The sequence below is a fragment of the Azospirillum soli genome, assembly GCF_017876165.1.
Lineage (GTDB): Bacteria > Pseudomonadota > Alphaproteobacteria > Azospirillales > Azospirillaceae > Azospirillum > Azospirillum soli.
The window spans coordinates 1-20,402 of record NZ_JAGINQ010000026.1 but is presented as its reverse complement, the minus strand read 5'-3'; the positions used below and the strand labels follow the sequence as shown (position 1 = coordinate 20,402).

Genomic DNA, 20,402 nt, shown 5'->3' with positions numbered 1-20,402 from the left:
GAAATGCCGCGGGCTACGCGCCTTGCCAGGGCCGGCCCTTGCACTAAGATGCGCCGCCCTCGCCGGGCTTCGCCGCAACGTCCCGTGCCATTCCGTCATGACGAACGCCCTTGCCTCCCGCCTGCCGTCTCCCGGTCGGCTGCTGCGCGATCCCTTGCTGCTCGTGCTGCTGTTGGTCGGGCTGGTCTATGTCGGGAACGCGTGGTCGCCGTCGTCCTACGGCGTCGTGCTGCGTGACCTCGGCGCCGCCAACGACGGCGTGATGCTGTTCGAGCCGCACGCGATCCGTTCCGACGAATGGTCGGTGTGGACGCCGCTCACCCAAATGTCGGTGGCGAACGGCTTCGGGCGCTGGAACGGCCAGTCGATCTACGGCGAGGATCTGCGGAATTTCAACGCGTTGCCCCTGCTCGACTGGGCACTGGCCTTCCGCCCGCAATACTGGCTGTATTTCCTGACCGATCCGGCCCACGCCTTCTCGTTCAGCCATTATCTCTTCACGGCGCTGTTTCTGCTGGGATACCGGGCGATGTTCCGGGCGTTGGGCATGCCCGGCGATCTGGCGACGGTCGGCAGCGTGGTGCTGTATTTCTCGGCCTTCACCCAGGCGTGGTGGACGACGTGGCAACCGATTCTCGCCTATTACCCGTGGCTGGTGGTGGCGCTGCTCTCGTCGGGGCCGGCGTGGCGGCGTTTCGTGACGGTGTACTGGATCACCGGTGCCCTGCTTCTGGGGCATCTCTACCCGCCGATCATCGTGCCCTTGGCCTACGCCGGGGTGTTCCTGGTGCTGGCGCTGCGGCCGGACACGGTGACGCTGAACCGGGTGGTGGTCGCCGCGCTCGCCGGGGTCGCGGCGGCGGCGACCGCCGGCATCTACTTCATGGACGTCATCCCGGCCATGGCGAACACCGTCTACCCCGGTCAACGCGAGGTGACGGGCGGGCGCATCTCGCTGCGGCACTTCCTTCAGCAGATCTTCCCGCACATCAACATCCTGCGGCATGAACCCCTGGCCGATGGCCTGAAGCTGCGCGCGCCGAACGGCTGCGAGATCACCGTGGTCGGCAGCTATCTGCCCTTGGTGGCTCTGCTGCTGCATGGCTGGCGGGGAGGCATGGCGCGCGGCACGCGCACCGCGTTGCTGGTGCTCGCGGCCGGGCTGGTGCCGACCGCCGTGTGGATGATGCTGCCGGTGCCGTCCTGGGCCGGGCGGCTGCTGTATTGGAGCACCTATTCGCCGCAGCGCCACTTCTTCAGCGCCGGGCTGCTGATCACGACCATGGCCCTGGTGGTCCTGCGCGACCGGCCGCTGCGGATCACGCCTGTGCGTCTGCTGCTGCTGGGTGGGCTGGGTATCGCCGCCTGGATCTATTCCAAGGCGCCGCACGGCGCGCTCGCGGCCGGCTGGAAGGACCTGCTGATCGTCGCGGCCGTGGCGGGCCTGGGCGGCGCGCTGCTGGCCGGCTGGAGCGGCCCCCGGCTGCGCCGCGCCATGCTGGCGGCCGTTGGGCTGGTGAGCGTCGTGGCCTTCGGCGACTACAACCCGGTGATGTCGGCGCACGCCATCTTCCGTCCGCCGCAAACGCCGGAGACGGCCGCCTGGGCCGAGCGGGCGCGCCAGCATCCCGACGGCTGGCTGCTCGTCGAGCATCGCATTGCCGGCCTCGGCGCGGTGCCGGGCGGGCTGGGCTTCAAGGCGGTCAACCACGTGCTGACCATCCCGCGTCCCGACCTCTTCCGTCCGCGCTTTCCCGACCTGCCGGACGAGGAACTGAACTGGCTGTTCAACCGCTACACCCACGTGCGCCCGCGCTTTGGCATCGAGAAGCCCTACCTCGATGCGGCCGACGCCGTCGGCGTGCCGGTGGAGGCGTTCCTGCCCGCCCGCCCGGTGACCATCGCCGCCGACTGCCCGTCCGGCGAAGCCGGCGGTTTCATCGACCGCCGGAGCGTCGAGGCCGACGGGCGGGTGCGCCTGTCCGGCTGGTCGCGCTTTCGCGGCCCCTTCCAGGACCAGGCCTTCATCGTTGCCGCCGACCGGCCTCTGGCAGGGGCCACGGCCTTCCACGCCGTGCGCCCGGATGTGGCGTCCTACTTCAAGGATTCGCGCCTGGCCTTCGCCGGCTTCACACTGGACCTGCGGCCGGCCGACCCCAACGATCCGCCGCGCACCATCTGCATCGCCACCCGTGACTCGGTGGACGGTGTCACCATCCTGGCCGTGCCGGGCTCGTAAGGCCTTTCCGAACACACCGGACGCTGCAACCCGAGGCCTTCGCGGCCGAACTGCGGAGCATGGCCCGCAATTTCCGCTCCCTGCGGGATGGGCCCCCCTGGACCAAACGGTAAGAAGGGCGGAAGGACCAACCCTCCCGCCTTTTCCCGTTCACAGCATGATGCCGGCCTTGGCCAGATAGGGCTTCAGATCCAGCACATCGACGGTGGTCTGGCCGGCGTTCAGCTTCTCGCGAAACGCCGCCTCGATCCGCTCGCGCTCGTCGGCCTTGGCCAGCGTGGCGGCGGCCTCGGCCTGGGGCACCACGACCACGCCGTCGTCGTCGCCGACCACGATGTCACCCGGCGACACGATCACACCCGCGCAGACGATGGTCGTGTTCACGTCGCCGGCCGGCTGGCTCTTGGTGGTGCCCTTCATGTTGGTGCCCCGGCAGAAGACCGGGAAGCCCATCTCGCGGATCGCCGCGGCGTCGCGCACGCAGCCGTCGATCACCAGCCCGGCGAGACCGCGCTGCAGCGCCGACGCGGTCAGCACGTCGCCCCAGGGACCGGCCTCGGTCATGCCCTTGAAGTCCACGACCAGCACGTCGCCCGGCTTGGTCAGGGTCATGGCGACGTGGATCATCAGGTTGTCGGTCGGCCCGCAGGACACGGTCACCGCCGGGCCGCACACCCGCATTCCCGGATAGAGCGGCTTGATGGGGAAGGGCAGGGCGCCCTTTTTCCCCATCGCCTCGTGCAGCGTGGCGGGGGACTGGCTCCGGAAGGCGTCGATCAGGTCCTGGGCCGGGCGGGCGAAGTCATGGATGACGGTCATTTGAACGCGGACCCTTTCCTTATTCCTTGAAGGCCTCGTCCCGCTGGCGGCGGATCGAGGGCAGCACCATCAGCGCCAGAAGCAGCCCGGCGACGGCCAGCAGGCTGCCGCTGATCGGGCGGGTGAGGAAGACGAACGGGTCGCCGCCGGACAGGAGCAGGGCGCGGCCCAGATTCTCCTCCAGCATGGGGCCGAGCACGAAGCCCAGCATCAGCGGTGCCGCCTCGCACTCCAGCTTGCGCAAGCCGTAGCCGAGGATGCCGAACAGCCCCATCAGCAGCACGTTGAAGGCGCTGTTGTTCAGGCTGTAGGTGCCGATGCAGCAGAAGACCAGGATGGCCGGGAACAGATAGCCATAGGGGACCTTCAGCAGCCGCACCCACAGCCCGATCATCGGCAGGTTCAGGATCACCAGGATCACGTTGCCGACCAGCATGCTGGCGATCATGCCCCAGAACAGCTCGGGCTGCTTGACCATGATCTGCGGCCCCGGCGTGATGCCGTGGATGGTCATGGCGCCGATCATCAGCGCCATGATGGCGTTGGGTGGGATGCCGAGGCTCAGCATGGGGATGAAGCAGGCCTGCGCGGCGGCGTTGTTGGCGGCCTCCGGCGATGCCACGCCCTCGATGGCACCCTTGCCGAAGCGCTGCGGCGTGCGGGAGATCTTCTTTTCCAGCGAGTAGGCGGCGAACGAACTCAGCGTCGCGCCGCCGCCGGGCAGGATGCCCAGCACGGTGCCCAGCACGGTGCCGCGCACCGCCGCCGGCCAGCCCTGGCGGAAGTCCTCCCGGTTCGGCCACAGGCGCGAGATGGGAGCGGTCTTGCGCCCCTCGCCGCCGGTCTGCTCCAGGTTGTGGATGATCTCGGCGAGGCCGAACAGGCCCATGGCCAGCGGCACGAAGTCGATCCCGTCGTAAAGCTGCGGCAGCCCGAAGGTGAAGCGCGTGTCGCCGGAGTTGATGTCGGTGCCGGCCATGCTCAGCAGCAGGCCCAGCAGGATCATGGCGATGGCCTTGACCACCGACCCGTGCGCCAGGGTGACCGCGCCGATCAGGCCCAGCAGCATCAGCGCCACATACTCCGCCGGCCCGAAGGCGAGCGCGATGCCGGCCAGCGGCGGGCCGGCCACCGCGATGACCAGCGTGGTGACGATGCCGGCGAACAGCGAGGCGAGCGCCGCCGTGGCGAGCGCCACCCCGGCCCGGCCCTGCCGCGCCATTTGGTAACCGTCCAGGCAGGTGACCACCGAGGAGGACTCGCCCGGCAGGTTGACCAGGATGGCCGTTGCCGAGCCGCCGTACTGCGAGCCGTAGAAGATGCCGGCCAGCATGATCAGCGCACCGACCGGCGGCAGATAGAAGGTCAGCGGCAGCAGCATGGCGACCGTCGCGGTCGGGCCGATGCCGGGCAGCACGCCGATCAGCGTGCCGATCAGCGCGCCCCCTAGGCAGAGCATCAGGTTGCCCGGCGACAGCGACACGCCGAGGCCGAGCATCAGGTTTCCGAACAGGTCCATCCCGAAGACGTCCATCACGGCCACACCTTCATGGGCAGACCGAGGCCCCAGACGAAGATCGCGACGCTGCCGAGCGCCAGGGCACCGCCCAGCACCGCCAGCGGACCGGCGCGGAGCGGCTGGCCGGCCAGATTGCCCAGCCCCACCAACAGCAGCACCGCCGGCACGAGGCCCAGCGTTTCCAGCATCGCGGCGAAGGCCAGCACCGCCACCGTCACCCCGGCGAGCGGGCGCCACGCCCAATTCGACAGGCTAGCCCCGTGGAGCAGCAGGCCGCGCCCGGCGGTGACCAGACCGAACAGGACCAGCAGCCCGCTGATCAGCCGGGGGAAGAAGCCGGACTGCACATAGGCGAGCGTGCCCGTGTTCCAGTCACGTCCGATCCACAGGGCGGCGAGGCCGATCCCCATCATCAGCAGGCCGGCCGTCAGATCCTGCGGCGCCCGGATGCGACCGGCGCCTGGGCCGGTGCCTGGGCGCGCGGCGCCATCGCGGAGGGGTTGGTCGGACAGGTGCGCGCTCGGCATGGGTGTCTTCCAGGGGCGTTTTTCCAGGGGGGCCAGGGAGGGAGCCCGGATCGCGCCTCATGCCCATGGGCGAGCAGTCAGCGCGCGTCAGCAACACACGGGGTTAAAGTTAAGGCGGATTTGGTTGTCACGCTTTCCTGTTCCATAACTGCAAGGCGACGTGAGAATGCGCCTTGACATGGATCAGTTGAATTTTGTCGACGCCAAAAAACGCGAGCGTGCTTTGTAGCGTCTTGAACTTTCAAAAAGCATATAGCGGTTTTCCAGAAATTCTCCCTCGTTCCGGTTGCCCGGCTTGGCCGGCCGCGCCACCTCCGGCGGCAACGAAACGGGAGCCAAAAACCTGAGGGCAGCGGGACAAGGTCGAACCTAGCGCCAGTACCGTCATGGCCCTCGGCGCGTTAGCTTGGCCTTTCCCGGCGGCCATCGGCCGGACGAAATCGCGAAAGCGCTGCCCGGCAGAAATTCATGATTTAAGACCATGAATTCATGATAATGGATTTATGGGGTCTGCCCCTTCCGGGCTCGTACGAAAGGAGGATTGCCCCCTGCTGCAACGCAGCATAGATTCACCCTCGGATGCCCTTTCGGGCGTTTCCTCCCTAGACTTAAGGCCGCGCCTCACTGGCGGCGGCCTTTTTCTTTGCCGATTGCTCAATGCTGCGGCGCATTCTGGTAATACCAGTCGCATGCGGACAAAAAAATGCCGCGTCCAGGCTATAAGCCGGCGCGGCAGCCAAATGCTCTTGGAGCATTATGATGTTTTTGGTTTCCTCCCTAGACCTCAAGGCCTTTGTTTTGTTGGGAGGAAAATTCCATAGGGAGGCTCAGGGTGTCAATCAAGTTTAGCGGGATATAACTTTAAGCCTAGCGGTGTCTTGCGAATCGCCTGCCGGCCTGGAGCCGGGACACTGTGCCATCGCGCACCCCGTCCACGAAATCGACCGATCCCATGATGGAAAGGCTTGCGTCCCCCCGCCGGTTGGGGTATCAGCCTGCCTCCTTCGTTGGAGCGGCGCGGGCGTAGCTCAGGGGTAGAGCACAACCTTGCCAAGGTTGGGGTCGAGGGTTCGAATCCCTTCGCCCGCTCCAGTCTTGCGAAGGATGGCGGATCGACACCGCCCCGCCGGGACCGATCGGCTCATCAGCCCTCCCGCGCCAAGCACTCCCCCAAGATTAACCCTCTCGGCCGCAAATCCTGGATTCCCAGGATCTACATCTTGTGAGATGATTCCCCGTGAACCGTCGGGTCCCAAGGGTTTCCCCAGCCCTTCCGGACGGTGCGCCTTCCTCCCGCACACGGGATCGCCTCCTTGTCCAGCTCGTCCCTGTCCAATCCGGCATCCGGTTCGCTCCTTCCGGTCGAGTTCCAGCCCCGGCTTCGCTGGCGCCGGCCCGTCGATTGGGCGCGGATCAGCCACGAGGTCCGCTTCGTGCGGGCTAAGGGCCGGTGCGAGTGCTGCGCACGGCCGCACGGGCACGAGGTCCGCTGCCTGCCCGACGGGCGGTGGTTCGACGTGGAGGCGCACACATGGCGCGACGCGCGGGGCAAGGCGGCGCCCTGGCCGGACGTGGTGGACTACGCGCGTCACCGCACCACGCGGGTGATCCTGGCCACCTGCCATCGCGACCACGACCCGGCCAACCTCCGGCCGGCCAATCTGGTGGCGCTGTGCCAACGCTGCCATCTGGAACACGACCGGGCCGAGCACCGCCGCCGCTTCCGCGTCACCATCCTGATGCGCCGCGCCCTGGGCGACCTCTTCCACGGCCCTTACGGCTGGCTCTGAGCGGAAAAATCCGCCTTCCCGAAAAGCTGTGACCAACTGTGGCCCAGGCCACAGCCGGGCGTGCCGTGCCCGCGTACCTTCAGGCCATCGAAACCGCCGGACCCCGAAACGAGGCCAACCCGGCATCAACCACCGCCCTGAAGGAGACCTGACCCATGCGCCGCACCGTCCTGTTCGCCGCCGCCGCCGTCGCCCTGTTCACCGCCCCGGCCTTCGCCGGCGACCTGATGACCGGCGGCATCCCGCTGGGCAGTAACTCCAACCTCGGCGTGATCTCCAACACCGCCGCCGGCATCCACAACAAGGCCCAGCAGCAGGTGACGGGTGTGCAGGCCGGCGGCGGGTTCGGCCATGGCTTCGGCACCAACTCCAACCTCGGCACCGTTTCCAACCTCGCCGCCGGCATCGGCAACAAGGCCCAGCAGCAGGTGACCGGCGTCCAGGCCGGCCACGGCGCCCCCGGATACGCTTACGGCTTCGGCGGCTTCAACTCCAACCTGGGCAGCGCGTCGAACGCCGCCGTCGGCATCGGCAACACCGCCCAGCAGCAGGTCAAGGCCATGCAGTTCGGCGCCCCGAAGGGCATGTTCAACTCCAACATCGGCACCGTGTCGAACCTCGCCGCCGGCATCGGCAACAAGGCCCAGCAGCAGGTGCTCGGCGTCCAGCAGTAACGCCTGGCTTCCCCTCCATCCTCGCAGAACCTCCGGCCGGCAGTCCTCTGCCGGCCGGCTTTGTGCGTGCCGTTGCCGTTCGTTCGAATTTAGGCTATAAATCCTATCATCAAGGGAACGCCCGCGCCCGTATCCAGACCGTGACCGATGCCCTGTGCAACATTCCCGGACGATATGGTGCACGGTGTTGCATTGGTTAATGCGTTGCCCGCATGGCTCAGACGTCCATTCGTGTACGACTCGTTGTGCAGTCGCCGCACAATGGACGTACACGGACAAAGCGCGGCAACGCCTTGTCTTAAGAAGACAAAGTAGGATTATTCGCCATTGTGCAGAATCGGGATTCCGCGAAATCTGCACAACGATGCACAATGGGATGCACAATGGAGGGTATGCGCCCGGTGCATGGGGTCCGGTCCATGGGGTAAGATCCTCGTCGCGTGATCGCGGGCCCAGGCTCGGGCATGGTTCGCCCATTCAGGGCTCGTTCATCGTTCCGGCGGATGATGCCCGCCGGGAAAGAAGGCCCATGGGATGGGCAAGGAGTCGCCGCCGCCGTGCTCAGGAGCATTCTCATCCTGGTCGCGCTGATTTTCGCGCCCTGGGGCTTATCCATTCTGGGCACCAGTCTCGGGCTCCGGGTCTTTCCCGGCCCGCTGCTGTCTCCCTGGGTGAAGGGTGAGAGCGGAAGCAAGCCGCTCATATCCGAGACGCCGCCGCCCGATTGGCTGGAGGTCGTCTACCTGATCCATTATCCCGACGTTGCGGAGGCGATCCAGAAAGGCGCGTTGCGCAGCGGCTATCAGCATTATGTGCTGTACGGCCGGGCCGAGGGGCGTCACGGCGCCTATGTCACTCCACCAGCCGCCACTCCGGCCGCGCCGCCATCCTCGGCACCCCCAGCCGCGCCGGCACCAGCTGTGCCGCCCATCGTCGCGGCAGCGCCCCAGCCGGTTCCACCGCCGGCGGAACCTCCCGTGGCCGCTCCGCCCGCCCTCGCGCCGCCCATCCTGCCCGGACGAAAGCCGGCACCGCCGGTCACGGTCGTTTCCCCGGTTGCCGCCGCGGCCGCACCGGCTCCGGCCAAACCGATCTCCGACGGTGTTGTGACGGTCTCGGGCATCCGGGCCGCGTCACACACCAGCTTCACCCGGATCGTCCTGGAGATGAACGGCCCCATGGCGATGGGCAAGCGGGTGCAGCGGGATCCGCGCTCCCTCGACGTGGAACTGCCGAACGCCGTCTGGAAACCGGCCCGGCAGGGAGCCCTGCTGCCCAAGGCCCTGCGCTATCGGATCGAAAGCGTGCCCGGTGGGAACAGCCGTCTCCTGATCGACAGCGACAAGGCCTTCCGGCTGAAAAGCCTGTTCGCCTTGCCGGCCGACGGCAGCCGAAGCCACCGTCTGGTCCTTGATTTGGCGCCGGGGCCGTGACGGCGACCGTATTCGAGGAATGCCGCCCCGAAGGATGACAGTCCGGGCGGTGGCGGCGTAGGATCGCCCTCCCGCCTTCCGAAGAGACCGCCCAGCCCATGCAGATCGCCGTTCTATTCTGGTTTTACAAAGACTTCGATGTCTGCGAGAACCGGCTGGCGGCGCTGCGCGCCAACAATCCAGGCATCAGGATTTACGGTCTCTACGGCGGGGATCCGGGGGAGGCCGGAGAGGCCGAACGGCGGCTGGGCCGCTGGTTCGACGATTTCTACGCCTTTGCGGAGGAGCGCGATCCTCACTGGAAATGGAAGCATGGCGACGCCCTGATCGCGGCGTGGCATCGTGACCGCGGGCACGCCCTGGCCTGGGACAGCCTGGTGATCGTCCAGTGGGACATGCTGATGCTGGCCCCGGTCAGCCGGCTGTTCGCCACCCTCCAGCCGGGGCAGATCCTGTTCTCCGGCCTGCGTCCGGCGCGGGAGGTCGAAGGCTGGTGGGGCTGGCTGAACGGCGCCGATCCGGACAAGCGGGCCGACCGCGACGCCTTCCTGGCCTATCTGGAGGACACGCACGGCTACCGGGGCGAGTTGCTGTGCTGCCTGTTCATCGTGGCCTGCCTGCCCCGGCGCTTCCTCGACCTCTACGTCGCGGCCGGACCGCCGGAGGTCGGGTTCCTCGAATACAAGCTGCCGACCATGGCCCGGATTTTCGGCATCCCCTTCTGCGAGGACCACCCGTACCGCCCATGGTGGGCCAGCAACCCCGCGACCCGGCAAGCCCCGGCGCGCGAGCGGCTGCTCAACGCCGTGGGTGACGACATAGCCTTCGACACGGTGCTGGCGGAGATGGCCCGGCCGGACGGGTTGCGGATCATCCACCCCTACCGGCGCCCCTTCCCGAACTGGCTGAGGACCGGGGTGCCGGCGCGGGCGCTGTCCACGCTCCGCCGGCTGACCGGCCGGACCATTCCGAGATAGGAGAAGAAGACGTGAGCACCGGATCACTTCTGGTCGAGGGATGGCGCCATATCCCCCATTCCTACGCCATCGTGAACCAATTCCAATGCCTGGAGATGGCAGGCCGTCCCGGCCTTCGGCTGGCGCACCGGGACGTTCCGCATCCCGACATCTGGAAAGCGGAAGAGGGCCTGTTCGAACCCGAAATGGACGTGGCGATCCGCGCCATTCCGGCACCGGAACCGGGCGAGTCCTTCGATGCCGTCCTGCGCATGGGGTTTCCCTATGATTACAGCCCGTCTCCGGCCCGCCGTACCCTGGTATTCGGGACGGCGGAATGGCGGACGCTGTCCCGGCTGAACATCGTCGGGCAGGAGGAGGTGCACGTTGCGGTAACCCGCTCCGACGTGCTGATGGTGACGCCATCCCAATGGTCGCGGGATGGTTACATCGAAAGCGGCGTTCCCGAGGACCGCGTGTTCTGTGTGCCGCATGGCGTTCATCCGTCGCTCCATCACCCCCTGTCGGCCGAAGAGCGCGCGGAGTTGAGGCGGCGGTTTGGTTGGGACGGTTTCGTGTTCCTGGCCGTCGGCGGGATGACCGCGAACAAGGGCCTCGACCTGACCCTCAAGGCGTTTGCCACCGTGCTCGAACGCCATCCGGACGCCCTGCTGTTCGTCAAGGGGCTCGACACCATGTACGGGTCTCAGGACAAGCTTCTCGCCAGCATTCGCGGGCTGACCGACCAGGAGCGGGAACGGGTGCGGCCGCGCTTGCGCTATACCGGCAAGTCTCTGCCCTTCCGGTTGATGGCCCGGCTCTATCAGGCGGCCGACGCCTATGTGTCGCCCTACCGTGGCGAGGGCTTCAACATGCCGGTGCTGGAGGCGGTCGCCTGCGGGCTTCCAGTCATCTGCACCGCTGGCGGTTCCACCGACGATTTCACCACCCCCGACTTCGCCCTGCGCATCGAAAGCCGGATCGAGCCGTTCGTGCCCTATCCCCAGGTGCCGGACATCAAGGGATGGGCCCTACGCCCGGACCCCGACCATCTGCTGGCGCTGATGACCCAGGTGATCGAACGCTCGGAGTTCCGGGAACAGGCCCGGCGTGCCGGCCCCGCCTTTGTCGCCAACGGATTCACGTGGCGGCATGCGGTGGACCGGCTGTTGGACGTCGCCTTTGCAGGAGAGGCTTTATAAATTGGTGTGTAACTGTCTCTGCGTTAAGGATTTTTAATGGAATCAATATAAAAAGTTGGAGGTGGATGCTAGTCAAGCAATAGATTCATTGCTTTAAGGAGGGCTAAATATTCAATTGAAAGTTGTGGAAAGGAAGTCGTGCATCAGGTGTCAAGTTAGACCCCTAATGCCTCTGGCAACTTGATCGCGCGTTTCCCCAGATAGGGCAGCGTGAATTTTGTATGTTGTAACCCGCGCAGGCTTTATGCGTGATGGATGTGGGACACACTGCCTTGTGGGCTTAATGTCCTTGGGATGTCATTGCGATTTAGCGGCATTGTGGTAAAGTGCCCCCGCTTTGCTAAACGATGCGTTGTGCGGTCTATCAATGTCAATCCGCTTTGGATCGAACGGAATATGGACAGTTAACATGAACGTGTATTGGCGTTGCCGTTTATTGTTTTAGCAACGCAAAGCCCATTGCAGGCAATAACGTCAGAGATCAACGGCATCAGCCAAGAGCAGAATAACGACCAATGAAGACCTTCGCAGCCGATCGTTTCGCACCAAACGACACCGAACTCAGCACACTCCGCAACATGATCGATGGCGCCAGTATTTTGGTGACGGGTGCCACAGGGACATTTGGGAAAGTTTTCGTTGCCAAAGTACTCTCCCAGTTTAATCCTGGCCGCTTGATTGTGTTTTCTCGCGATGAGTTGAAGCAATATGAGATGCAGAATACCGAGCCGTATCGGTCTAATGCTGATCGTTTGCGCTTCTTTATTGGTGATGTTCGAGACGCTGGCCGGCTCGAAATGGCAATGCATGATGTTGACATCGTAATTCATGCTGCTGCCATCAAGCAGGTCGAGGCAGCGGAATACAATCCGTTTGAATGCATTCGCACCAATGTCCTAGGAGCACAAAACGTCGTTGAGGCAGCATTGCGCAACGGTGTTAAGCGAGTAATCGCTCTATCAACCGATAAGGCTGTTAGTCCAATCAATCTCTATGGCGCAAGCAAATTGGCTTCTGATAAAATTTTTGTGGCAGCCAACAATTTGACTGGCAACATGCCTACCCGGTTTTCCATCGTGCGCTATGGCAATGTGATGGGATCGCGCGGTAGCGTCATTCCAGTGTTCCGCCGGATGATCAACGAGGGTGCCGACAGCTTACCGATTACCGACCCGCGCATGACCCGCTTTTGGATAACGATCGACCAAGGGGTCAATTTCGTGCTCTCGAGCTTGGTTCGAATGCAAGGGGGGGAAATCTTCGTGCCACGGATTCCCAGCATGAAGGTATCCGATCTTGCTTCTGCAATGGCTCCCCATTTGCCACAGCGAGTGATCGGTATCCGTCCCGGTGAAAAGCTGCATGAAATGATGATTCCTGAAGGCGATGCGCGCACAACAGTGCGCCTGGGCGATTGCTACGCCATTCTGCCTGCTTATTCCTTCTGGCGCGATAAGGACGCGCCTCCCCTACAAGCGGGGGAACTGATGGCGGACAACTTCTCTTATACCAGCGACAACAATAACGAGTGGTTGGATATTCCAACCATGGCGGCATTCTTGCAAGATCAGGCTATGTGAAAATGGCAATTGCAGGTGCCGGGAATTTCCTGCCCTATGGTCGGCAGGTGATCGAGGAGGATGATGTCGCTGCTGTGGCGGCAGTTCTGCGTGGTGAGGCGCTGACCACCGGGCCAATGGTGGAGCGGTTTGAAGAGGAACTGTGCGAACGCACTGGTGCCGCCTTTGCGGTAGTCTGCTCCAACGGCACGACGGCTCTTCATCTGGCGATGCTGGGTGCGGGTATCGGACTCGGCGATCGAGTGGTGGTTCCTGCCGTAACGTTCCTTGCCACAGCCAACGCGGTTCGCTATGTCGGCGCTGAAGTGGTCTTCGCCGATGTCGATCCCGATACCGGTCTGATGCGTCCGCAGGATCTGGAGCAGGCTCTTGCCCGCGCTGACGGACCGGTGCGGGCGGCCGCTCCGGTCCACCTTAATGGCCAGACGGCGGACATGGCATCCTTGAAGACGCTGGCCGACCGTCATGGGCTTCGGCTTATCGAAGACGCTTGCCACGCGCTCGGCACGAGCGGTCCCGGATGGAAGATCGGCGACTGTGGCCACAGCGATTTCGCCTGCTTCTCCTTCCATCCCGTAAAGACGATCGCAATGGGAGAAGGCGGGGCCGTGACCATCCACGATCCGAATGACGCCCGCCGGCTCCGCCGTCTGCGCAGCCACGGCATGGTGCGGGAGAGCGCAGACTTCATGCACCATGCCGACGCCTTCGACGCCGATGGCTCTCCCAACCCCTGGTACTACGAGATGCCGGAGATCGGCTTCAACTACCGGGCAACGGACATTCAGTGCGCCCTTGGCCTGAGCCAGCTTGCCAAGCTGGAGAGGTTCGTCGCGCGCCGGCGGGCTCTGGTGGATCGCTACGCCGCAGCCCTAGCACCTCTGGCGCCGCTGGTTCGCCCCATTGGCAAGGTCCCGGGCTGCGCACCGGCTTGGCATCTGGCTGTGGCCTTGATCGACTTCTCCAGTGCCGGCGTGACGCGCAGTGTGGTGATGCGCCAACTGCGCGAACAAGGGATCGGCACCCAAGTTCATTATTTGCCGGTCAATCGCCAACCCTATTACCAAGCCCGCTATGGCAACATCCGCCTTCCGGGGGCCAGCACCTATTACGATCGCGCACTTTCCCTGCCACTCTTCCCAAGCATGGCCGACAGCGACGTGGACCGGGTGGTTGCCGCCCTAGCCGACAGCTTGGGGATCGGGTGAACGGACTGTGGCCGAGCGGAGCGTAATGGGAAGCCAGATCGTCGATCCCATGGGCGCCGATGGGAAAGTTGTGACTACAAATCCGCTGGCCGTCATCCGTGCTGATGCGTCCCGCGTTATAGGCGGGGGGCACATCATGCGGTGTCTGACCTTGGCTGACGGCATGTCGGCGCGGGGCTGGCGGACGGCATTCGCCGTTGCCCCCGGCACGCCGGAGGCCGCTGCAGCTCTGCCCCGCTCACAACACGAGTTCCGCATCTTGGAGGATCCGACACCCGAGACGCTTGCCGCCTCATGGCCGGAAGGGGCGGAACTGCTGGTCGTCGACCATTACGACCTCGATGCCTGTTGGGAACGGGCGAACCGACCCTGGGCCCGCCGGATTCTCGCCATCGACGATCTCGCGAACCGACCCCATGATGCCGACATCCTGCTCGACCAGACCTTCGGGCGGGCGGCCGAGGAATACCGGGGCTTGGTCGGTCCAGACTGCCGGATCTTCACCGGCTCCACACATGCGCTCCTGCGGCCGGTCTTCGCCGCCGCCCAGCCTGCCGCTCTCGCGCGGCGGGTGTTGTTGCCGGCGGAGCCGCGGGTTCTTGTCGCCATGGGCATGAGCGATCCCGACGACGCTACCGGATTGGTTCTGGACGGGATCGCCGCAAGCGGACTGCCCTTGCGGGTCGATGTGGTGTTGGGCAGCGGCGCTCCCCACGTGGAACGGGTGCGTGCCCGGACCACATCCATGCCGCAGCCGGCTCGGCTGCTCTGCGACGTCACGGACATGGCTGGCCTGATGGTGGAAGCCGACCTAGCGGTAGGGGCCGGCGGCACCACTTCGTGGGAACGCTGCTGCTTGGGCTTGCCGGGCTTGGTTATCGTTACGGCCAACAACCAGGAACGGATCGCGCACGAACTCGACGCCGCCGGAGCTATACAGATGCTTGGTCGGCACCCGTCGGTGCCGGCCTCGGCTGTCGCCGAGGCTCTGTCTGTTCTGGTCCACGACGACCAAGCAAGAATTGCCATGAGCCGTGCCGCGACCGCTCTGTGCGACGGGCTGGGATGCGAGCGGCTGCTGGAAGACTTGGAGAGAAGCCTGCGATGACGTCCCAATCCACTCCGGCGACCACAGATCGCGCCCCTGACTGGTGGTCGTCCCCCCGCAAAATTCATGTCGTGGTCGACAACCCCAGCTGGATTCTGCCCTACGCGGAACAGCTGGTGGAAATGATCAAGGCCGGCGGGGACGACGCCGTTCTGTGCCGCAACCACGATGCGGTCGGGAAAGGCGGAGTCGCCTTCTATCTGGGATGCATGCACATTACGCCCCCCGGGGTTCTGGGGCGCAACAGGGTCAATCTGGTTGTGCACGAGAGTGACCTGCCGAAGGGGCGCGGATTCGCTCCGGTCGCTTGGCAGATCCTAGGGGGTGCCGACCGCATCCCGGTGTGTCTGATCGATATGGCGGCCGAGGTCGATGCGGGTGACGTCATCCTGCGCAACACCATGCAGTTCTCTGGTCATGAGCTGAACGACGAAATTCGCAATGCCCAGGGACGGATTACCATCGACGTGTGCTTGCGCTATCTTGCGATGCCGTCCCCCCCGGCCGGGGAACCGCAGGTCGGAGACCCCAGTTTCTTTCCGCGCCGCCGCCCGGTCGACAGCGAACTTGATCCGCACCGCAGCATTGCCGAACAATTCAACCTGCTGCGCGTCGTTGACAACGACCGCTATCCGGCGTTCTTTCGCCTTGCCGGGCATCGTTACCGGCTGAGGATTGAGAAGTGGGATGAGGCAGAGCCGTGAAACGCTATGCGGTCGCTACGGTAAAGCCCTGGAACATCGATGCTTTTCATCGTCGTTCGCCCAGCTTGCTAGGGCAATGGAGCTTGATTGAGCGGCCTGAGGACCTGACCACCGACCGGCTCCAGGCTCTAGGCGTCCGCTACGTGTTCTTCCCGCATTGGTCTTGGAAGGTCCCGGCCGATGTGCTGGCAGCGGTCGAATGCGTCTGCTTCCACATGGCCGACGTCCCCTATGGTCGCGGCGGCAGCCCGCTTCAGAACCTTATCCAGCGCGGCCACCGCGATACGATGCTGACCGCCTTGCGGATGGTCGATGAGCTAGACGCCGGTCCAGTCTACCTGAAGCGTCCCTTGTCGCTGTCGGGGCGCGCACAGGACATTTTCGAGCGGATGGCCGATCTGGCTTGGGACATGATCGCCGAAATCGTGGCGTTGGAACCGGTCCCGACCCCTCAGCAGGGAACGCCGGTGCTGTTCACCCGGCGCAAGCCCGAGGACAGCCGGTTGCCGGACATGGCGGACCTCGATGCGCTCTATGACCACATCCGGATGCTCGACGCTGAAAGCTACCCGCACGCCTTCTTGGATCACGGAAGCCTGCGCCTGGAATTCTCTGACGCGCGGCGCCAAGACGGCGCCGTGACGGCCACCGTCACCATCCGTCCGAAGACCGCTTCCTGATCCCAGCGTCGGAGCCTGCACTGCCATGAGTGAAACCGTCCTGATCATTGCCGCACATCCCGACGACGAAGTGCTGGGGGTCGGGGGCACTGCCGCTCGTCACGCCTCACAGGGAGACGACGTCCATGTGCTGATCATGGCCGAAGGGGTCACCAGTCGCAGCACGATCCGGAATGTCGAGCAGCACGACGCCAACCTGTCGGACCTTCGCCAGTCAGCCGCCACGGCCGCCGGTCTGCTCGGGACCCGCCCGCCTCGCTTCACGACGCTACCCGATAATCGGATGGATTCCCTAGACCTGCTGGACGTGGTCAAGCAGATTGAGACACATGTGTCCGAGATCCGCCCAACCATCGTCTACACCCATCATGGCGGTGATCTGAACGTCGACCACCTGATTGTCCACCGCGCGACGCTGACGGCCTGCCGCCCCTTGCCTGGTCACGTGTTGCGGGCGATCTACACCTTCGAAACGTTGTCGAGCACCGAGTGGGGATCGCCCGACTCGGGCACTCCCTTCCAGCCGACCCATTTCGTCAATGTCTCCGGCACGCTGGCACAGAAAATAACTGCCTTGCGCTGCTACGAGGCCGAGATGCGGCCCTTCCCTCACGCGCGATCCTTGGAAGCGGTGCAGGCGCTTGCCCGTCTGCGGGGTGCCCAATCCGGCCTGGCCGCCGCCGAGGCATTCGGCGTCATCCGCTCCTTCTGGTCCTGATCCAGCTGTCCGAACTTCACGGAGCCAACCTCATGAGCGGCACCTTCACCATTGCGGGCCGACCCGTCGGACCCGACCATCCTCCTTACGTCGTGGCGGAGCTGTCGGCGAACCACAACGGCGACATTGGTCGGGCCGTGGCCATTATGCGTGCAGCGAAGGAGGCGGGCGCCGACGCGGTCAAGCTTCAAACCTACACCGCCGACACCATGACCATCGATCATTCCGGTCCGGATTTCCGAATTCAGGGCGGGTTGTGGGACGGCTACAAGCTCTACGACCTCTACCGCGAGGCGCAGACCCCGTGGGATTGGCATGACGAGCTGTTCGCCGAGGGACGGCGCCTGGGGATCACCGTTTTCAGCACGCCGTTCGATGCGACAGCGGTCGATCTCTTGGAAAAGCTAGATAATCCAGTCTACAAGATCGCCTCCTTCGAGGTACCGGATCTGCCGCTAATTGCTCGGGTTGCCCAAACCGGCAAGCCGATCATCATGTCGACGGGTATGGCGGATCTCGGCGAGATCAGCGACGCGGTGCGCACCGCGCGCGAGAACGGCGCGCGCGACCTCATCCTGCTCCATTGCGTCAGCGCCTATCCGGCACCGGCCCGCGAGGCCAACCTGCGCACCATCTCCCACCTTGCCGAGGCGTTCGGCGTGGCGACCGGGTTGTCAGACCACACGCTCGGGACCGCGGTGTCCGTCGTGGCGGTCGGCCAGGGGGCGGTCCTGATCGAAAAGCACTTTACTTTGAATAGGGCTGACGGCGGGCCTGACGGCCCCTTCTCCTTGGAACCGGACGAACTCCGCACGCTGGTCACTCAATGCTGCGATGCCTGGGAGGCCCTGGGCCGCGTCTCTTACGAACGGGCCGCAAGCGAACGCCCAAACATGATCTTCCGACGCTCTCTCTATATCGTGCGCGACATGGCCGAGGGTGAGGTCTTCACGGAGGACAGCGTCCGGGTGATCCGGCCCGGCTACGGCATGGCTCCCAAGGAACTGCCGCGGGTTCTCGGCCGTCGGGCGCGCCGGGCGATCCCCCGTGGAACCGCGCTGGACTGGCCTCTGATCGACTAACGCGGGGCAGGCCGCCGCTCCACCGGGACACCGTTTCGTCGGTGTGCCGGTCGAGCGGCGAAGAATGCGCCCGCTAACCTCACTCCCAATCGTAATAGAGCGGGGAGAAGCGGTCCCGGTTCTCTCGGACAAAGACCTTAAAAGGTTCCGTGTGGCTGTTTTTGAAGAGCAGCTTCCGATCGAAGAAGCGAGTGGCCAGCAAAGGAGTGCTGACGAAGCTGAACTGCAGGGTCAGCCGATGGTGTCCGGTGGGGTGAAGGCCCTTGTGCCAGCAGCGCGTATCGCCGGCGAAGACCGATCCGCGCGGGCCGGTGACGGGAATGATGTTCTCGCGCTTATAAATTTGCTCAATATCGGCGTCGCTGATGCGGGCATAGAAACGTTGGCGCAGTTCCGCGGGCTTGGCCCCGTGCACGTGGGTGCCGCGGACATAAACATGGGGACCGTACTCCGGCGACGGGCAATCAGTAACGTAGAAGAAAAAATTCAGCCAGTTCAGCCAGCCGGCGTCCCAATGGTAGAACTGAGCCAGGGAATCGCTGGGCAGACGGGCGGACGGCACACTCCAGCGCATGGTGGCGCCGATGCATACCGGTTCACAGCCGAGATAGGAGCGCGCCACCGACCAGAAGCTGGGGTCCATCAGAAGGGCCTGAACGTCCGGACAATCGAGAACGGCTTGCGCGTCGAGCTGAAAGCCGTCGACTTCCTTGTTCGTCAGATCGACCGCCGTGTCCTGGGACGGCCGCCGCTCAGGGTAAATGGCCTTCGCCGGGGCCTGAAGGGCAAAGGACTCCAAGCGTACCATCACCTCGTCCGGCACACGCTTCTCGAACAAGTGATATCCGTCCCGGCGCAGGGTGGAAATGCTGTTCTCCAGCACGGCGGGATCGGCCACGCCTAGGACTCCGGGGGCAGGCGGAACGTTCTGGGGCGGTTTGTAGGCCGGGGTCAACCAGGCGACAAACTCGTTGAAACGGTTATCGGTTTCAATATAGGTCCGCAAACGGGCCTGATAGGACGGTTCTGTCAGGGCTCCCGTGGTCAGGGCTTCCACCAGACCGCCAAGCATGGTCAGCAGGTAGGCTGGGTTCCAGCGGGTCTCCCGGGCAAGGTCATGGAAAAGCCCTTTTGCCATCCGCGCGGCCTTCTCCGCTTCGCCGGCCTCGACCGAGGCCGCGAACTGGCCAAAAAGGTCAACGGCCATGCGCAGAGCCGGGCCATAGGAACCGGAGTAAGCATCTGCGGAACGCCGCCTTGCCGAGGATGAGGTGATCGGCGAAGAGCGAGTCAGCGGAGGCTCCAAGGGAGCCCCATTGGAGGCTCGCTTGATGTCGAGAGTGGAGATCATCACCGGCCGCGGTGAGCGGCGCCGGTGGAGCACCGAGGAGAAGGCCCGGCTGGTGGCCGAGACGTACGAGCCTGGGGCGGTCATCACCCACGTGGCGCGTCGCCACGGCGTCGCCGAGAGCTGCCTGCACCTGTGGCGCAAGCAGCTGGGGATCCCCGGCGCCGTCGTCCCGAACGAGCTGATCCCGGTGACGCTGAATGCGACGCCGGTTCCTACACCGGAGGCGCCACCGTCGCCGGTGCCGTCACGCGCCCTGATCACCTTTCCCGACGGGACGCGCCTGGAGGTTGGAGCGGATTACCCGGTGTCGGCGCTGAAGGCGTTGATTGCCGCCGTGACGGGGCGGCGATGATCAGCGTCCCACCCGGCGTGCGGATCTGGCTGGCGGCGCGGCCGGTCGACATGCGCAAGGGGTTCGACGGCTTGGCCGCCGTCGTCCAGCAGCACCTCGGCCAGGATCCGTTCTCCGGCCAGATCTTCGCCTTCCGCGGCAAGCGCGGCGACCTGCTGAAGCTTCTGCTCTGGGATGGCCAGGGCTTTCTGCTGGTCGCCAAGCGGCTGGAGAAAGGCCGCTTCGTCTGGCCCAGCCCGGCCACCGAGCGGGTTCGGCTGACTCCGGCCGAACTCGCCATGCTGCTCGATCACCCATAGTGATTCCCCTCCGTGTTCGCCTGATGTGCCCTGAAGTCGGCGGCTGGGATCTGGTGCGCCCGCAGTTTCCGGAGGACATCGAAGGTCCAATCGGCATCCGGAAACAGGTACCGCCCGGTGCCGGGGTGGCGGTCAATCCGGATGGTGCCCTGGCGAATGCC

The 20,402-nt window shown here is 64.9% G+C and carries 19 protein-coding genes and 1 tRNA gene; 16 read left to right on the top strand and 4 right to left on the bottom strand.

The window, feature by feature from the left end; genetic code table 11:
* The first annotated feature begins 97 nt into the window (after nucleotides 1-97).
* On the top strand, nucleotides 98-2,239 hold the full coding sequence (locus J2852_RS26870; RefSeq protein ID WP_209881625.1) for a DUF7657 domain-containing protein: 2,142 nt from the start codon (nucleotides 98-100) through the stop codon (nucleotides 2,237-2,239).
* Nucleotides 2,240-2,389: 150 nt separating this feature from the next.
* Here the strand turns inward: J2852_RS26870 and J2852_RS26865 are convergent, their stop codons facing one another.
* Genes J2852_RS26865 through J2852_RS26855 form a run of 3 tightly spaced genes read right to left on the bottom strand, consistent with a single transcriptional unit; the run spans nucleotide 2,390 to nucleotide 5,104 of the window.
* Nucleotides 2,390-3,058 (bottom strand): 4-carboxy-4-hydroxy-2-oxoadipate aldolase/oxaloacetate decarboxylase, encoded by a 669-nt coding sequence (locus J2852_RS26865; protein WP_209881623.1) that lies wholly within the window; start codon nucleotides 3,056-3,058, stop codon nucleotides 2,390-2,392.
* 19 nt (nucleotides 3,059-3,077) lie between these two features.
* A complete protein-coding gene (locus J2852_RS26860; protein WP_246500012.1) occupies nucleotides 3,078-4,592 on the bottom strand; it encodes a tripartite tricarboxylate transporter permease in 1,515 nt (504 codons plus the stop codon).
* Nucleotides 4,592-5,104 carry a tripartite tricarboxylate transporter TctB family protein gene (locus J2852_RS26855; protein ID WP_209881622.1) on the bottom strand — a complete coding sequence of 171 codons (513 nt, stop codon included), beginning with the start codon at nucleotides 5,102-5,104 and terminating at the stop codon, nucleotides 4,592-4,594. The genes J2852_RS26860 and J2852_RS26855 overlap by 1 nt, the downstream gene beginning before the upstream one ends.
* Nucleotides 5,105-6,121: 1,017 nt before the next feature.
* Here J2852_RS26855 and J2852_RS26850 point away from each other — a divergent pair.
* The 13 genes from J2852_RS26850 to pseI all read left to right on the top strand — a co-directional run bounded on the left by J2852_RS26850 (nucleotide 6,122) and on the right by pseI (nucleotide 18,239).
* Nucleotides 6,122-6,196, top strand: a tRNA-Gly gene (locus J2852_RS26850).
* Between the two features lie 221 nt (nucleotides 6,197-6,417).
* Nucleotides 6,418-6,894 (top strand): hypothetical protein, encoded by a 477-nt coding sequence (locus J2852_RS31755; RefSeq protein ID WP_246500011.1) that lies wholly within the window; start codon nucleotides 6,418-6,420, stop codon nucleotides 6,892-6,894.
* A gap of 155 nt (nucleotides 6,895-7,049) precedes the next feature.
* A complete protein-coding gene (locus tag J2852_RS26840) occupies nucleotides 7,050-7,568 on the top strand; it encodes a hypothetical protein (protein WP_209881620.1) in 519 nt (172 codons plus the stop codon).
* Between the two features lie 557 nt (nucleotides 7,569-8,125).
* Complete coding sequence (locus J2852_RS26835) at nucleotides 8,126-9,001, top strand: hypothetical protein (RefSeq protein WP_209881618.1); 876 nt, start codon at nucleotides 8,126-8,128, stop codon at nucleotides 8,999-9,001.
* Nucleotides 9,002-9,099: 98 nt separating this feature from the next.
* A complete protein-coding gene (locus J2852_RS26830; RefSeq protein WP_209881616.1) occupies nucleotides 9,100-9,978 on the top strand; it encodes a hypothetical protein in 879 nt (292 codons plus the stop codon).
* 11 nt (nucleotides 9,979-9,989) lie between these two features.
* Nucleotides 9,990-11,159 carry a glycosyltransferase gene (locus J2852_RS31750; RefSeq protein ID WP_209881614.1) on the top strand — a complete coding sequence of 390 codons (1,170 nt, stop codon included), beginning with the start codon at nucleotides 9,990-9,992 and terminating at the stop codon, nucleotides 11,157-11,159.
* Between the two features lie 515 nt (nucleotides 11,160-11,674).
* Nucleotides 11,675-12,739: a UDP-N-acetylglucosamine 4,6-dehydratase (inverting) gene (pseB, locus tag J2852_RS26820; protein WP_425514406.1), complete on the top strand. Its 1,065-nt coding sequence runs from the start codon at nucleotides 11,675-11,677 to the stop codon at nucleotides 12,737-12,739.
* 2 nt (nucleotides 12,740-12,741) lie between these two features.
* Nucleotides 12,742-13,947 carry a UDP-4-amino-4,6-dideoxy-N-acetyl-beta-L-altrosamine transaminase gene (gene pseC, locus J2852_RS26815; protein WP_209881612.1) on the top strand — a complete coding sequence of 402 codons (1,206 nt, stop codon included), beginning with the start codon at nucleotides 12,742-12,744 and terminating at the stop codon, nucleotides 13,945-13,947.
* A 49-nt stretch (nucleotides 13,948-13,996) separates the two neighbouring features.
* Nucleotides 13,997-15,055 carry a UDP-2,4-diacetamido-2,4,6-trideoxy-beta-L-altropyranose hydrolase gene (gene pseG / locus J2852_RS26810; protein ID WP_209881701.1) on the top strand — a complete coding sequence of 353 codons (1,059 nt, stop codon included), beginning with the start codon at nucleotides 13,997-13,999 and terminating at the stop codon, nucleotides 15,053-15,055.
* Nucleotides 15,052-15,759 (top strand): formyl transferase, encoded by a 708-nt coding sequence (locus J2852_RS26805; RefSeq protein WP_209881610.1) that lies wholly within the window; start codon nucleotides 15,052-15,054, stop codon nucleotides 15,757-15,759. Before pseG ends, J2852_RS26805 begins: the two co-directional genes overlap by 4 nt.
* Complete coding sequence (locus J2852_RS26800) at nucleotides 15,756-16,439, top strand: formyl transferase (RefSeq protein WP_209881608.1); 684 nt, start codon at nucleotides 15,756-15,758, stop codon at nucleotides 16,437-16,439. Before J2852_RS26805 ends, J2852_RS26800 begins: the two co-directional genes overlap by 4 nt.
* 25 nt (nucleotides 16,440-16,464) lie before the next feature.
* On the top strand, nucleotides 16,465-17,157 hold the full coding sequence (locus J2852_RS26795; RefSeq protein WP_209881607.1) for a PIG-L deacetylase family protein: 693 nt from the start codon (nucleotides 16,465-16,467) through the stop codon (nucleotides 17,155-17,157).
* A 32-nt stretch (nucleotides 17,158-17,189) separates the two neighbouring features.
* A complete protein-coding gene (pseI, locus tag J2852_RS26790) occupies nucleotides 17,190-18,239 on the top strand; it encodes a pseudaminic acid synthase (protein WP_209881605.1) in 1,050 nt (349 codons plus the stop codon).
* A gap of 79 nt (nucleotides 18,240-18,318) precedes the next feature.
* On the opposite strand, the gene J2852_RS26785 is transcribed toward pseI, so the two are convergent.
* The gene (locus J2852_RS26785) at nucleotides 18,319-19,446 is read right to left on the bottom strand and encodes a phytanoyl-CoA dioxygenase family protein (protein ID WP_209881603.1); all 1,128 of its coding nucleotides are present in this window, start codon (nucleotides 19,444-19,446) and stop codon (nucleotides 18,319-18,321) included.
* A gap of 124 nt (nucleotides 19,447-19,570) precedes the next feature.
* Here J2852_RS26785 and tnpA point away from each other — a divergent pair, with 124 nt between their 5' ends.
* Complete coding sequence (gene tnpA, locus J2852_RS26780) at nucleotides 19,571-19,942, top strand: IS66-like element accessory protein TnpA (protein WP_209881601.1); 372 nt, start codon at nucleotides 19,571-19,573, stop codon at nucleotides 19,940-19,942.
* Entirely contained in the window at nucleotides 19,939-20,241 is a 303-nt protein-coding gene (tnpB, locus tag J2852_RS26775; protein WP_209881599.1) for an IS66 family insertion sequence element accessory protein TnpB, read from the top strand. Before tnpA ends, tnpB begins: the two co-directional genes overlap by 4 nt.
* Nucleotides 20,242-20,402 lie beyond the last annotated feature (161 nt).